Source organism: Mesorhizobium sp. CAU 1741 (assembly GCF_039839275.1).
GTDB lineage: Bacteria > Pseudomonadota > Alphaproteobacteria > Rhizobiales > Rhizobiaceae > Aerobium.
This window is the reverse complement of the sequence record NZ_JBDOQP010000003.1, coordinates 375,178-389,042: the sequence shown is the minus strand read 5'-3', so window position 1 is coordinate 389,042 and position 13,865 is coordinate 375,178. Positions and strand designations below refer to the sequence as shown.

15 protein-coding genes are annotated in these 13,865 nt (G+C 63.2%); 10 read left to right on the top strand and 5 right to left on the bottom strand.

Annotated elements, in window-relative coordinates; genetic code table 11:
• The first annotated feature begins 233 nt into the window (after nt 1–233).
• The 3 genes from AAFN84_RS15560 to AAFN84_RS15550 are packed head-to-tail and all read left to right on the top strand — an operon-like array spanning nt 234 to nt 2,766.
• The gene (locus AAFN84_RS15560) at nt 234–1,724 is read left to right on the top strand and encodes a leucyl aminopeptidase (protein WP_347515512.1); all 1,491 of its coding nucleotides are present in this window, start codon (nt 234–236) and stop codon (nt 1,722–1,724) included.
• Nucleotides 1,725–1,738: 14 nt separating this feature from the next.
• Entirely contained in the window at nt 1,739–2,188 is a 450-nt protein-coding gene (locus AAFN84_RS15555; protein ID WP_347515511.1) for a DNA polymerase III subunit chi, read from the top strand.
• Nucleotides 2,185–2,766, top strand: a complete 582-nt coding sequence (locus AAFN84_RS15550; protein WP_347515510.1) for a hypothetical protein — start codon at nt 2,185–2,187, stop codon at nt 2,764–2,766. Before AAFN84_RS15555 ends, AAFN84_RS15550 begins: the two co-directional genes overlap by 4 nt.
• Before the next feature lie 55 nt (nt 2,767–2,821).
• On the opposite strand, the gene AAFN84_RS15545 is transcribed toward AAFN84_RS15550, so the two are convergent.
• The 3 genes from AAFN84_RS15545 to AAFN84_RS15535 all read right to left on the bottom strand — a co-directional run bounded on the left by AAFN84_RS15545 (nt 2,822) and on the right by AAFN84_RS15535 (nt 6,094).
• Nucleotides 2,822–4,699 carry an ABC-F family ATP-binding cassette domain-containing protein gene (locus AAFN84_RS15545; RefSeq protein WP_347515509.1) on the bottom strand — a complete coding sequence of 626 codons (1,878 nt, stop codon included), beginning with the start codon at nt 4,697–4,699 and terminating at the stop codon, nt 2,822–2,824.
• A gap of 85 nt (nt 4,700–4,784) precedes the next feature.
• Nucleotides 4,785–5,450 (bottom strand): hypothetical protein, encoded by a 666-nt coding sequence (locus AAFN84_RS15540; protein WP_347515508.1) that lies wholly within the window; start codon nt 5,448–5,450, stop codon nt 4,785–4,787.
• Nucleotides 5,451–5,626: 176 nt separating this feature from the next.
• Nucleotides 5,627–6,094: a MarR family winged helix-turn-helix transcriptional regulator gene (locus tag AAFN84_RS15535; protein ID WP_347515507.1), complete on the bottom strand. Its 468-nt coding sequence runs from the start codon at nt 6,092–6,094 to the stop codon at nt 5,627–5,629.
• A 99-nt stretch (nt 6,095–6,193) separates the two neighbouring features.
• On the opposite strand from AAFN84_RS15535, the gene AAFN84_RS15530 reads away from it, so the two are divergent.
• The 5 genes from AAFN84_RS15530 to AAFN84_RS15510 all read left to right on the top strand — a co-directional run bounded on the left by AAFN84_RS15530 (nt 6,194) and on the right by AAFN84_RS15510 (nt 9,685).
• Nucleotides 6,194–7,276, top strand: a complete 1,083-nt coding sequence (locus AAFN84_RS15530; protein WP_347515506.1) for an exo-alpha-sialidase — start codon at nt 6,194–6,196, stop codon at nt 7,274–7,276.
• Between the two features lie 9 nt (nt 7,277–7,285).
• On the top strand, nt 7,286–7,549 hold the full coding sequence (locus AAFN84_RS15525) for a MoaD/ThiS family protein (protein ID WP_347515505.1): 264 nt from the start codon (nt 7,286–7,288) through the stop codon (nt 7,547–7,549).
• A gap of 31 nt (nt 7,550–7,580) precedes the next feature.
• Nucleotides 7,581–7,991: a VOC family protein gene (locus tag AAFN84_RS15520; protein WP_347515504.1), complete on the top strand. Its 411-nt coding sequence runs from the start codon at nt 7,581–7,583 to the stop codon at nt 7,989–7,991.
• 120 nt (nt 7,992–8,111) lie between these two features.
• The gene (locus AAFN84_RS15515) at nt 8,112–9,242 is read left to right on the top strand and encodes a DUF4214 domain-containing protein (RefSeq protein ID WP_347515503.1); all 1,131 of its coding nucleotides are present in this window, start codon (nt 8,112–8,114) and stop codon (nt 9,240–9,242) included.
• Between the two features lie 20 nt (nt 9,243–9,262).
• Complete coding sequence (locus tag AAFN84_RS15510) at nt 9,263–9,685, top strand: SH3 domain-containing protein (protein ID WP_347515502.1); 423 nt, start codon at nt 9,263–9,265, stop codon at nt 9,683–9,685.
• A gap of 53 nt (nt 9,686–9,738) precedes the next feature.
• Here the strand turns inward: AAFN84_RS15510 and AAFN84_RS15505 are convergent, their stop codons facing one another.
• Complete coding sequence (locus tag AAFN84_RS15505) at nt 9,739–10,251, bottom strand: DinB family protein (protein WP_347515501.1); 513 nt, start codon at nt 10,249–10,251, stop codon at nt 9,739–9,741.
• 67 nt (nt 10,252–10,318) lie between these two features.
• Here AAFN84_RS15505 and AAFN84_RS15500 point away from each other — a divergent pair, with 67 nt between their 5' ends.
• Nucleotides 10,319–11,011, top strand: a complete 693-nt coding sequence (locus AAFN84_RS15500; RefSeq protein ID WP_347515500.1) for a glutathione S-transferase family protein — start codon at nt 10,319–10,321, stop codon at nt 11,009–11,011.
• Nucleotides 11,012–11,095: 84 nt separating this feature from the next.
• Nucleotides 11,096–11,518 carry a nucleoside-diphosphate kinase gene (ndk, locus tag AAFN84_RS15495; RefSeq protein ID WP_347515499.1) on the top strand — a complete coding sequence of 141 codons (423 nt, stop codon included), beginning with the start codon at nt 11,096–11,098 and terminating at the stop codon, nt 11,516–11,518.
• Nucleotides 11,519–11,573: 55 nt separating this feature from the next.
• Here ndk and AAFN84_RS15490 read toward each other — a convergent pair whose 3' ends face one another.
• Nucleotides 11,574–13,817 carry an EAL domain-containing protein gene (locus AAFN84_RS15490; protein WP_347515498.1) on the bottom strand — a complete coding sequence of 748 codons (2,244 nt, stop codon included), beginning with the start codon at nt 13,815–13,817 and terminating at the stop codon, nt 11,574–11,576.
• Nucleotides 13,818–13,865 lie beyond the last annotated feature (48 nt).

Here is a 13,865-nt window from a genome sequence, read left to right as displayed (position 1 = left end):
GGCATAATGGCAGCCGCGCCTGACGTGAAGCTGTCCCGTTCGTAACCCGCCCGAGCGCGACTGTGCGCGACCTTGGCGAATAAAATGCCAACAAACAAGGTTAATGCCTTGTGCTATCAGGCGGTTGTGATGGGATTCCGGCCGCGGGCTTGTCAAATTCGTTGAATTGGCCACTATCGCGCTCGACCAGACCGCCTCTTTCGACGGCGAACAACCGACCAGCAGGAAAATTCATGTCCATTCGACCGACCATCGCCTTCGCCAAGATCGCAACGCCGAAAAAGGGCAGCGTCGTGCTGCTCGCCGCCGACGGTGCGGCATTGGCCGAATCCGCTGCCGCGCTTGACGCGGAAGGCACGTTGAAGAAGGCAATCGGCGTCACCGAATATTCGGGCAAGCTCGCATCTTCCGTCGAAATACTTGCGCCTCACGGCAGCGAGCTCGACCGCATCTCCATCGTCGGCGCCGGCAAGACCGAAGCTCTGGACGAGCGGGCCTGGAACAGGATCGGCGGCGCTGCCTTTGCTGCGGCGAAGAAGGCGCAGGAAATCGCGATTGTCGCCGACGTGGCCGGTGCCGAGCCCTCGGCCGACGACGTTGCCGCGCTGGGCATGGGCGTCATCCTGGCCTCCTATGCGTTCGATCGCTACAAGACCAAGAAGGACAACGGCAAGGCAGCGCCTGCGAAGCCGGCGAAAATCACAATCATGTGCGCAAATCCGACCGCCGCGAAGAAGGCTTTCGCGACGGCGGAGGCGATTGCCGATGGGGTCGTGCTTGCCCGTGATCTCGTCAACGAGCCGGCCAACATTCTCGGCACGCTCGAATTCGCCGCAAAGGCCAAGGAACTCGAGCAGCTCGGCGTCAAGGTCGAGATTCTCACCGAAAAGGAGATGAAGAAGCTCGGCATGAATGCTCTGCTTGGCGTCGCGCAGGGTTCCGTGCGCCCGCCGCGCCTCGCGATCATGCAGTGGAGTGGCGGCAAGGCCAAGGACCAGCCCGTCGCCTTCATCGGCAAGGGCGTCGTGTTCGATTCCGGCGGCGTGTCGATCAAGCCGGCCGGCGGCATGGAGGACATGAAGGGAGACATGGGCGGTGCGGCCGCCGTCACCGGCCTCATGCACGCGCTGGCCGCCCGCAAGGCAAAAGCCAACGTCATCGGCGTCATCGGCCTGGTCGAGAACATGGTCGACGCCAATGCACAACGTCCGGGCGACATCGTCACCTCGATGTCCGGGCAGACGATCGAGGTGCTGAACACCGACGCCGAAGGCCGCCTCGTGCTGGCAGACGCGCTCTGGTACACCAACGATCGCTTCAAGCCGCGCTTCATGATCAATCTCGCCACGCTCACCGGCGCGATCATCGTTGCGCTGGGCAACGAGCATGCGGGACTGTTCTCCAACGACGACGAGCTGGCCGACCGGCTGCTCAAGGCGGGTCTCGATACTGGCGAGAAGGTCTGGCGCATGCCCCTGGCGCCTGAATACGACAAGATCATCGACGCCAAGAATGCCGACGTGAAGAACACCGGCGGCCGCAGTGCCGGCGCCATCACGGCGGCACAGTTCCTGCAGCGCTTCGTCAAGGAAACGCCGTGGGCGCATCTCGACATTGCGGGGACGGCAATGGGCTCGCCGTCGAGCGAGATCAACCAGTCCTGGGCGTCCGGCTACGGCGTGCGTCTCCTCGACCGGCTGGTGCGCGACCATTACGAGGGGTGATCCGGGGCACTCCAATGACCGAAGTGCTGTTCTATCATCTGACCGAGTCGACGCTCGAGGAGTCGTTGCCGGGGCTGCTTGAAAAGAGCGTCGATCGTGGCTGGCGCGCCGTTGTCCAGACCGGCAGCGAGGAACGCCGTGACGCGCTCGATGCGCATCTGTGGACGTGGCGCGACGATTCGTTCCTCGCCCACGGCACAGAGCACGACCAGCATGCCGCGCTCCAGCCGGTGCTGTTGACCAACAGCGACAGCAACGCCAACGGTGCCCAGATCCGGTTCCTGGTCGACGGCGCATCGCCGCCTCCATTGGGTGGCTACGAGCGCGCCGTGTTCATGTTCGACGGCCACGACGCCACCCAGCTCGCGCAGGCGCGAGAGCATTGGAAGGCGATGAAGGCCGATGGCCATGCCGTCACCTACTGGCAACAGACACCGGAGCGGCGCTGGGAGCGCAAGGCGTGAGGTGGCTGGTCCGCCTCCTGCTTCTTCCTGTCCTGGTTGTCGGCGTGCTTCTCGGCTTCGTCTATCCTTTCGCCACGTTCGACGGCGCGGACCGCGAGCTGGGCACGTGGCGCCTCTATGCACCAGAAACCGGCTTCGAGAATCTCGTCGACGTCCCGTTATCCGCGTCCGACGCGCCGGTGCGGGTGACCGTCGACATGCAGGCAGACGGGTTCATCCCGCGCGAAGATATATCGGCCATCAGTCTCGTCGTCTGGGGCGACGGAGACCTAGTCATGGCCGCGCCGCTCTATTTCACGGCAGCGCAGCCGCAAGGCGCGACTGCATTTCGGGAGGTGGCCGGCACGATCGACGCGGTTGATGCCGAACGCTACCGCTTCGCAGTACTATCAGGCGAGGTGCCGGGGCTTGATATCGCCTCGGTGGATGTCGTCCTGCATGCCGGCGCCGAGGTCTACGACGAAAGCGTGGCGCCGATCGGCTACGTGCTGACGGTGATCGGACTGGTCGGTCTCGGGCTGTCGTTTCGCCGACGCAGCCCGCAAGCGCCGGATTCGCCACGATGGGGCAGGGGATAGAGAACCCGCCTCATCGAGACAATCGTCATCCCGCCATCGCGTACGACCGCGATGCTTATTCGGCGATGCCTTGCTCATATTCCTGCGACAGCGCCAGCCACCGGTCTTCATGGCGGTCGAGTGCGTTGGAAAGGTCGGAGCGCTCCTTGGCAAGGCTGGTCGCCTTGGCCGGCTGCTTGTCATAGATGGCGGGATCGGCGAGTTGCTGTTCGATCGCCTCTATGCGCTTGCGGGTGCGATCCATCAGGCCTTCCGTCGCCTTGATCTCCTTTGCGACCGGCTCCATCGACTTCCGGCGCGCGGCCGCCTCGCGCCGCTTGTCGGCCTTCGAGGCCTTGTCCGCTTCGCGCCGTTCGCGGCGGTCGGATGCGCCGCCCGTGATCAACTGGCGGTAGTCCGACATGTCGCCTTCGTAGGGCGCCACGGTTCCGTCCTTCACCAGCCATAGCCGGTCGGCGGTCGCCTCGATGAGATAGGGATCGTGGCTGATCAGGATGACGGCGCCTGGAAACTCGTTCAGCGCCATCATCAGCGCTTCGCGGCTGTCGATGTCGAGGTGGTTCGTCGGCTCGTCGAGGATGAAGAGGTTCGGGCCCTCGAACGTGGCGAGGCCCATCAGCAGGCGCGCCTTCTCGCCGCCAGAAAGGTCCTTTGCCTTGGTGTTCATCTTTTCCGTCGTCAGCCCCATCTGGGCGACGCGCGCGCGCACCTTTGCCTCGGCTGCATCCGGCATGAGGCGGCGCACGTGGTCGACCGCAGTCTCCTCGGGCCGCAAATCGTCCATCTGATGCTGTGCGAACATCGACACCTTGAGGCCGGGCGCGACGGTCATGCCGCCGGTCTCCAGCTTCAGCCGGCCTGCGATCAGTTTCGCGAAGGTCGACTTGCCGTTGCCGTTGGCGCCCAGCAGCGCGATGCGGTCGTCCTCGTCGATGCGCAGCGTCAAGCCCTTGAGGATGGGCTTGCCGGGCTGGTAGCCGACGGTCCCACCCTGCACACTGATGATCGGTGAAGCCACGGTCTTGACCGGCTCGGGGAAGGAGAACGGCCTTACACTGTCCTCGATCGCGGCCGAGATCGGCTTGAGCTTCTCCAGCGCCTTGAGACGCGACTGCGCCTGGCGTGCCTTGGATGCCTTGGCGCGGAAGCGCTCGACGAAGCTCTCCATGTGCTTGCGCTGGGCTTCCTGCTTGGTACGCGCCTTTTCCTGATGCTCGAGCTGCTCGGTGCGCTGGCGCTCGAACTGGTCATAGCCGCCGCGCCAGAACGTCAGTTTCATCTGGTCGAGATGCACGATCGAATTGACCGACCGGTTCAAGAGGTCGCGATCGTGGCTGATCAGAAGCACGGTGTGAGGATATTTCGCAACATAGCTCTCCAGCCACATCGTGCCTTCGAGATCCAGGTAGTTCGTGGGTTCGTCGAGCAGCAGCAGGTCGGGTTCGGAAAACAGCACCGAAGCCAGCGCGACGCGCATGCGCCAGCCGCCTGAGAACGACGAAGCGGGGCGCTTCTGCGCCTCGGCATCGAACCCCAGCCCCGCCAGGATGGTGGCCGCGCGTGACTCGGCGGAATGTGCGTCGATGTCGGCCAGCCGCATCTGGATTTCCGCGATCCGGTGCGCGTCGGTGGCCGTTTCCGATTCGGTCAGCAGCGCCAGCCGCTCGGCATCTGCCTTGAGCACGATGTCGATCAGCGGCTCCTCCGTTCCCGGAGCCTCCTGGGCGACCTGGCCGATGCGCGTATTCTTGGGAAAGGAGATCGAGCCCGTTTCGGTCGGCATCTCGCCGGTAATGGCCTTGAAAAGGGTGGTCTTTCCGGTGCCGTTACGTCCCACGAGGCCAGCCTTCGACCCCGCCGGAAGGGTGAGGGAAGCATGGTCGAGAAGGAGGCGGCCCGCGATCCGCAGGGAGACGTCGTCGATAATGAGCATAATGCCGCTCTATTGGCCGAGCGGCGGCATGAACGCAAGGGGAGCGGAGCGATCCGCACGCAGATCGCTCCGCCGAAGTCCAAATTTAGCGGGATGCCTGGTTCGCCATCCGGCACAGTTCGACAAGATCCGCGCCATACATGGCCGGGTTCATCCGGATGTCGGCGCAGCGCCGCCGCATGCCCGTCAGGTCCGTCTCACCCGTCCCGGCAATGCCTGAACCGCCGGTGCCGTCCTCGTCGCCACCGCCTGGCCCGGCAACGTCGCTGGGACCGTCATCGCCACCACCCCCACCTGAGCCGCTGCCGCCACCGGAGCCGCCGATTCCGATACCGACGCCGGCATCGATCCCGTCACCCACATTCGCGCCCGCGCCCGCATCGACGCCGCCTTCACCTCCGATTGAGGCGCTGACGCCGGCATCGATGCCATCTCCGCCGCCGACACTGACGCCGGCACCGGCGTTGACGCCATCGCTGCCGCCAACTGACGCTCCGACACCCGCATCGACACCGTCGGCACCGCCGACACTGGCGCCGACCCCGGCGTTGGCGCCGCTTTCACCGCCCACGGACGCGCCTGCGCCGGCATCGACGCCACCGTCGCCGACACCCACTCCAACACCGGCGCTGACGCCGCCCGCATCCACGCCGACGCCAAGGCCTTGTGCTTGAACAGGACTGCTCAACACGAATGCAACCACGCCGCCGGCAAGCGTATTACGAACTATTGATGTGATCTTCAGTCTCATGACGCTCTCCTCAAGGTTTGCTATGCTTTGACTTCACGAAATGCCCTTCCTGTGGGCTACGCCGTACGAAGACAAAGGTTTCGAGCGAGACGATTCGAGCGTTACTGCAGGATTTCTGAAGTGAAGAGAATTTTAACGATGTTGCGCTGCAGCAAATACTGCGCCCGCGGCGTTGCTTAGCTCAGCGTGCGAAGATCATCACGCAGGCGCTCTGGATCGGCATGCGACAGGCCTGCTTCGACGGCGGCTTCCGTCGCCGTCCAGATCGGCATTGCGCGTGCAACCAACGCACGGCCGTCGGCAAGCAGAGTGAGGCGCCGCCCACGCTTGTCCTTCTCGTCCGCCGTCACTTCCAGGAGTCCCCGGCGGGCCAGCGGCTTGAGCATGGCGGTGAGCGTCGTGCGGTCCATGGCCAGCAGGCTTGCCACGTCGCGCATCAAAGGCGGTTCCGGCCTGTTGAGCGACATCAGCAGCGAGAATTGGCCGTTGGTCAGGCCCACCGGGCGCAGCGCCTCGTCGAAACGCCGCGCCACGGCGCGTGCCGCGCGCTGCAGGTGGAGACACATGCAGGTGTCGCGTACATGAAGAGTAACGGAAAATGGAAGCGGGCTGGAGTCGCCGGATGATTCGTTGCCTTTTGACATGGTCTTATTATGTTGATATCAACTTTTTTGTCCAGCAGAACGGCCCGGCGGGCGATTTGGTCGCACCACGACGCTTAGGAATGGCCATGGAGGAATAGGATGGCGGAGGAAATTCTTGTCCTGATCGGAACCAAGAAGGGCGTGTTCATCGCGCGAAGCGACGAGCAGCGCCGCAGTTGGAATCTCGAGGGACCTTTTTGCGAGACATGGCCGATGCAGCATGTCATCGGCGATCCCGCCAGCGGCGTCATCTATGGCGCCGGCGGCAATGAATGGTTCGGGCCGGCGGTGTGGAAATCGTCCGATCTCGGCAAGACCTGGACACATTCGAGCGCCGGCCTTGCTTATGACGCAGGGCAGGAGCCCATCAAGGCGGTGTGGAGCCTCGCTCCCCGCAACGGGCGCCTCTACGCGGGCGTGCAGCCGGCCGGCCTTTTCGTCAGCGACGACGGCGGCGATACGTGGTCGCACATCGAGGGCCTCCAGGAGCACCCGACCCGGCCCGAGTGGCAGGCAGGCGGCGCGGGACTGATCCTGCATTCGCTGGTACCCGATGCCGCCGACGAAGACCGCATCTGGATCGGCATATCCTCGGCCGGCGTCTTCTACACCGGTGACGGCGGCAAGACGTGGGAGCCGCGCAACAAGGGCACGAGGGCCGACTACATGCCCGAAGGCCAGAACTATCCGGAATTCGGCCAGTGCGTGCATTGCCTGGTCCAGGCGCCGGGCGAGCCCGATCTTCTCTACCAGCAAAATCACTGCGGCATGTATCGCAGCGAGGACGCCGGCAAGTCCTGGAAGAGCATCGAGAACGGGCTGCCGTCGACATTCGGTTTCCCGGCGGCCGTTCATCCCCGCGATCCGTCCACCCTCTACCTGCTGCCGTTGAACGGCGACATCCAGGGCCGTTTCGTGCCCGACGCCAAGGCCGCCGTGTGGCGCACGCGCGACAGGGGCGAAAGCTGGCAGGACCTTCGCCAGGGACTGCCGCAGGAGAATGCCTTCTTCGGTGTGCTGCGGCAGGCGATGGCCACCGACATGATGGAGCCCGCGGGCGTCTACTTCGGCACCTCCGGAGGCGCGCTCTTCGCGTCGAGCGACGAGGGCGACTCGTGGGCCTGCATCGCCGAGCATCTGCCGACGATCTCCTCCGTGGAGACGATGGTCGTCTCACGCTGAGCGCCGGTGATGATCGTCGTCAAACTTTCGCCGCTGCTCGTCGACCTGTTTCCCGGTTCGTCGCGCCGTGTCGAGGTCGAGGCCGCCACCGTCTCGGAAGCGGTGGACGAACTCGACCGGCGCTGGCCGGGCATGCGTGACCGGATCTGCGATTCCCGCCCCGCGGTACGCAAGCACATGAACGTGTTCGTCGAAGGCGAACGAGCCAGGCTCGACACAAGGCTTCAACCGGGCACGGAAATCTTCATTCTCACCGCCATCAGCGGCGGCTGACTTCCCCTGCTCATCTGAAAAGGATGCTGCCATGCAGATCAATCCCTACCTGAGTTTCGACGGCCGCTGCCGCGAGGCGTTCGAATTCTATGCGCGTGTCTTGCAGGGCGAGATCGTCATGATCTCCACGTTCGGCGAGATGCCCGACGAAATGCAGGTCGGCGACGAATGGAAGGACAGGATCGTGCATGTGACCCTCGTTGCGAACGGCCAGACGCTGATGGGTTCCGACGCGCCGTCGCCGCACTTCACCAAGCCCCAGGGCTTCAGCGTGACCCTGACAACCGACACCTCCAGCGAGGCCGAACGCCTCTACGGCGCCCTGATCGAGGGCGGCACGGTATTCATGGAGATGCAGGAGACCGTGTGGGCAGAACGTTTCGCCATGTTTGCCGATCGTTTCGGCACGCCCTGGATGATCAGTTGCAACAAGCCGTTATAGAACGGATCGCGTCTAACGCCGCGGATTTATCGGTCGTGGAAGTACATCACCTACGCCTAATGGTCATATTGACCAGTACATCGAGCCACTCCAATCTCCTCGAAAGTTGGGGGCTGGTCGATGACAGATTTTCTTTTTCTCACAAAAGACGCGTTGGGTCCTCGATGGTCTCTAGACCGCGTTGACGGTCTGACCGGGATGAAACTGGCGTACTCGCCAACGTATTTTGAGCCGCCCTCCGCGGTGAGCGGGGGACTGGATGTATTTGCGAACCTGGACGCACTCTCACCTTTCTGGCTCCGTATGTCCGCAGCCGAAGTGCCGCTGGCGCTGAGCACGGGCGTTGCAGACGCGATCCTCGTTGCGCTGCCCGTCGGATCGAGCAATTCACTGACGACGCTGGACGCACAGATCACGACTGGCTTCTATGTCTATACAGTCGAGGCAGATGGCACATCGGCACTGTTCGACGTAGGCAATGGAGGCAACTATTTGCCCCCCGGCCCGGTGGAACCTCCCCCGACCGTCGATCCCGGGATAAATGGATATGCCTTCGACCTGCTGGTTCACCTCGACCTTGGGGTCGACGCGCTGAGCGAACTCGACGCCATTTCGATTGCTGTTGTTGCCGGCTCAAGTGCAGGGCAGGAGATTGCAGGCTTCTTCCGCGACAAGCTCCTAGACTACCAACCGCTTGTCTATCAAACGGCGGATGAAGCGCGGAATGCTTATGAAGCCGGGATCGCTGATGCCTGGGGCGTCGTCTCAAGAGGCGGAAATCGTTTCGGACGGTTGCTCGATGAGCCTGCCGACCACCTGATCCTTCAGGCCGATGGATTTGCATCAGGCCCACCTTTCGCGCCGTCATATATCGTCAACATCGCATTGGTTTATGAGGCGGGCCTCGGGCGCGAGGCGGACAGCGGCGGACTCAACTACTGGATCGAGCAGGCGCTTGCGGGTCTCGCACTCGACACCATGGCGGGACTGTTTCTCGATAGCGCGGAGTTCACCGCACAATTCGGGGATGACGACGCGATGACCAATGCTCAGTTCGTCGACGTGATTTATCGAAACGTTCTCGGTCGACCGGGCGAGCCCGCTGGCCAGGACTACTGGGTCGGGGCGATGAATGGAGGAACCAGCCGCGAGGGCGTTCTGGTTGGCTTTGCCGCGAGTGCAGAAAATTCGGAAGACAGTCGCGCGTCGAGCCTGCAACAGACGTCCCCGGGACACTGGGACTTCTGGTAGCCACGGATCTGTTTTAAGAAATGGCAAGCGATGCGCGGGGCCTTTATTTCGGGCCGGTCGCAAACGGAGCAGTAGCCACAACACTCGGTCGGAGACGTTGCATGATTGAAAGATCTCTTATGGCCCTGGCCAGCGCGTTGATCATATCCTCGCTTGGCTTATCCGCCCTGGCACAGCCACTGGACGTCCCATTCGTTGTTACGCCGGATGGGCAGATGGCGGGATGTGCAAGCAGCGTGGTGGCCGGGCTTGACCCAAATGGCGACGGATTTCTTGCCGTGCGGTCAGGACCCGGGACGCAATATCAAAAGATAGGGGAGGTCTATAACGGAGATATCGTGGGTACGTGCGATGCCCGGGGCCCCTGGATTGCGATCACGCACGGTCAGGCCAGACGAAAAGGTTGGGTCCATGGCAGATGGCTCAGGGATCACGCCGGCTGAGCCGCCAACGCGCCTTTGAGTATGCGACCCCGGCTTCTCGCGAGCGTGTCGACTCAGGCGAAGGCGCGGCCTTCCTCTGTGCGCTGGAAATAGATCAGATCGAGCGAGAGCGACGGTCTGCCCAGTGCTGTAAGGATGGTGTGCGCCTGGCCGCGATGATGGGTCTGGTGGTTGAAGAAGTGCGCCAGCGCCGGTGCGAGACGCTGGGAGACGGTGCGCATGTCGGTGACCGTGGTGTAGGTGAAGCGGCCCGCGAGCGCCTTGGAGCTCAACGAATCGATCCACTCGACGATCCGCGTGTCCTCCGCTTCACGCGCATGCCGCAGTGATGGCAGATCGGAATATAAGATCGAATCCAGCTTGGCCGGCGCCGCGCCTTCACCGGTGAAGCGCTTCAGCCAGATGCGGTCGGCCACCAGAACGTGGTTGAGCGTGCCGATCAGGGATCCAAAGAACGCCCCGGTGCTCCGGTTGAGATCGTCCTCGTCAAGAGCGGCCGCGGCATCATAGACCACGTTGTTTGCCCACCGGTTGTAGGTGGCGAACATACGAAAATGCTGGTGCATGGCTTTTCTTTTGATCCGTCCCGGACAATTCTGCCCTGACACCTACACCGCATGAAAGCACGCGCCAATGACCATTTTGCTCTACGATCTCGTCGGCAGCGATCCGGCCCGCCCGTTCAGCCCGCACTGCTGGAAGATTGCCTTTGCGCTGGCCCACAAGGGGCTCAGCTATGAAAGCGTGCCGACACCGTTCACAGCGGTGAAAGGCGTGGAGGGTGGCATCTGCGGCACGGTGCCGGTGATCCGCAACGGGCAGGACGTGGTCGGCGAAAGCTTCGACATCGCCGTCTATCTCGAAGAAGCCTATCCGGATCGCCCGACGCTTTTCGGCGGTGACGGCGGCAAGGCCGCGGCCCGCTTCATCGAAAAATGGTCCCAGTTGACGGTTCACCCCTATCTCGGCGCCGCCGCGTTGATGGACATTCACGACCGCCTCGCCCCCGAGGATCAGGCGCATTTCCGTACGACGAGGGAGGCCCGATTCGGCAAGAAGATCGAGGATGTCCCGGCCAAGCGTGACGAGCAGCTCGATTCTTTCCGGGCGCGCCTGGAGCCGCTGCGGGCCATGCTGTCCGTGCAGCCGTTCATCGGCGGCGCGTCTGCACTGTTTGCCGACTATATCGTCGCCGGCGCCTTTCAGTGGGTTCGGGTGATTTCGCCGTTCCCGTTCCTTGCCGAGGGCGACCCGGTTGCCGCGTGGTTCGAGCGCTGCCTCGACCTTCATGATGGTCTGGGACGCCGCGTGCCGGCAGCCGCCTGAACGGTTTTCCGCCTCTTCACATCGCGGGAGCGGGCCTGTATAGACCCGCCACTTCCGAATTTTTCCCTGATATGAGGACTGACCATGGCGATTGAACGCACCTTTTCGATGATCAAGCCCGACGCGACCCGCCGCAACCTGACCGGCGCCATCACCATGATGCTGGAAGATGCCGGCCTGCGCGTCGTCGCGTCCCGCCGCGTGTGGATGAGCCGCCGCGAGGCCGAAGGCTTCTACGCCGTGCACAAGGAGCGTCCGTTCTTCGGGGAGCTGGTCGAATCCATGTCTTCCGGCCCGACGATCGTCCAGGTGCTGGAAGGCGAGAATGCCATCGCGAAGAACCGCGAAGTGATGGGCGCGACCAACCCGGCCAACGCCGACGAGGGCACCATCCGCAAGGTTCATGCGCTGTCGATCGGCGAAAACTCCGTCCACGGTTCCGATGCGCCCGAGACGGCCGCCGAGGAAATCCGCTACTGGTTCTCGGAGACGGAAATCGTCGGCTGAAACTGATTTCAGCAGCGACGACCGATCAGGGCCGCGGCATCCGCCGCGGCCTTTTTCATGCCCGGCGGCGTTCCTCGATCAGATCGAGCAGCGCGTCGCCCATCTGCCGGCGCTCGACGAACTCCGTGAACTCGCCGCCGGGAACCGCACGGCTGTAGAGATAGCCCTGGAAGAAGTCGCAGCCGAAGGCGCGCAGGAAGGCTTCCTGGCGCACGTTCTCGACATGCTCCGCCACCGCCGTGAGCTTCAGCGTCCGCGCCGTCCCAAGGATCGACTTGATCAGCGCCCGGTCGCTTTCCCCGTTTTCGATATCGGCGATGAAGCCGCCATCGATCTTGAGTTCGTCGAAGGGCAGGCTCTTGAGGTGTGCGAGGGACGAATAGCCGGAGCCGAAATCGTCCAGTGACAGCCTGACGCCGAGGCTTTTCAGCTCGTTCATGCGCTTGGCGATGATCGACAGGTCCTTCGCCATCACGCTTTCCGTCAGTTCCAGCGTCAGCAATCGGGCGTCGACGCCGTGATTACCGATCAGGGAGGCGAGGTTGGTGACGAAGTCCTCGCAGGCAAACGACAGCACGTTGACATTGATCGCCATGCGCATGCCCGCCGTCGACGGGTTCGTGCGCCAGCGCGCCAGCTCCGCCACGCCTTGGGCCAGCACTGCGTTGCCGAACTCGCGCACCAGCCCGAACTGTTCGGTCAGCGGCACGAAACGATCGGGCATGAGCATGCCGAGCTCCGGATGCTTCCAGCGGCAAAGCGCTTCCGCCCCGACGATCCGGCCGCTGTCGTCGAGCTGCGGCTGGTAATGCAGTTCGAGCGCGTCGGTGGAGAGTGCAGCCTTCAGGTCGTTCAGGAGCCTGTACCGATCGGATTCCGAGCTCATCGACAGATGATCGTAGAGCGCCATCCCGTTCCTGCCGGCGGCCTTGGCCTGGTACATCGCGATGTCGGCCTGCTTGAGGATTTCCTCGGGCTTTGCCTCGGTGCCTCCGAATACCACCACGCCGAGGCTTGCCGACGCGCGATGCTTGAACTGGTCGATCTCGAAGTCGCGGCGCATGGCGTCGAGCACCTTGTTGGCCGTCATGATCGCACCGCGTGCGCCGCTGCCATGTTCCTTGCCGACATTCTCCAGGATGACGACGAACTCGTCGCCGCCGATCCGCGCCACCGTGTCTTCGGATCGCACGCACCGGCTCAGTCGCTCCGCCACCTGCACCAGATAGGCATCGCCGACGTCATGACCGCGCGTGTCGTTGAGTGTCTTGAAGTTGTCGAGGTCGATGAAGATGACCGCGCCATATGCGCCACGTTTCTTGCTTGCGGCGACGGCGCTGTTCATCCGGTCCATGAACATGCGGCGATTGGGCAGACCCGTCAGCGCGTCGTAGAAGGCCAGCTTCTCGATCTCGGTCTCGTTCGTCTTGCGGCTCGAGACGTCGTTGAGATAGCCGTGCCAGGTGATGCCGTCCTCAGTTGCCTCCGGAACGGCATTGACGCGCAACCACGTTTCCACGCTGCCGCCGGTGTCGGTCCGGAATTCGAGGTCCCAGGGCTGCATCTTGATGCCCGATTCGCGCAGGGCATCGAGGAACGACGCCCTGTCTTCGGGATGGACCAGCCGCGCAAAGAGGAACGCGTCGAACAGCCCTGCTTCGCCCTGGAAACCGGTGAGTTTGCGGAAGCCGCTGGAGATGTGGGAAATGTGGAACTCGCCGCCCGGCCTGCGGGTGAACTGGAACAGGCCACCCGGCACCTGGTTCGACAGCTTCCGCAGCAGTTCTTCCGCCTGCAGCTTCTTCACCGTTTCCGTGATCTCGCGTACCGAACCTTCGTAGAAGAGCGGCTTTCCGCTCTTGTCATGGACGATGCGGGCGGATTCGGTAATCCAGATGCGCTCTCGTGTCTTGTGTCGGTAGATTTCCGAAACGAAGTCGGTGACGTAGCCCTCGCGCTTCAGGATGGCGCGGAACTGGTCGCGGCGTCCGGGCTCCACGTACCAGTCCTTGCCGATGTCCTCGATGGCTTCGAGCATCTCGGCTTCACTTCCGTAGCCGTTGAGCTTCACCAGCGCCTTGTTTGCGCTGAGCTGCCTGCCATTGGGCGCCGAGCGGTAGATGCCTTCTGAGAGATTGTCGATCAGGTCGCGCTGGTTGCCCTGCTCCTCGCGGCTGTTCAGATACAGCCTCCGATAGCGCATCATCCACAGTCCCAGCAGCACCGACAGGATGAAGTTGGCCGTAACGAGCCACTCGGTGTCTGTCCCGAATTCGAGAAGCAGATCATAGTAATACATGCGCCAACCCCGGTCCCCTGACTTTGCGAAAGCTAAGGCGGTGCTGTT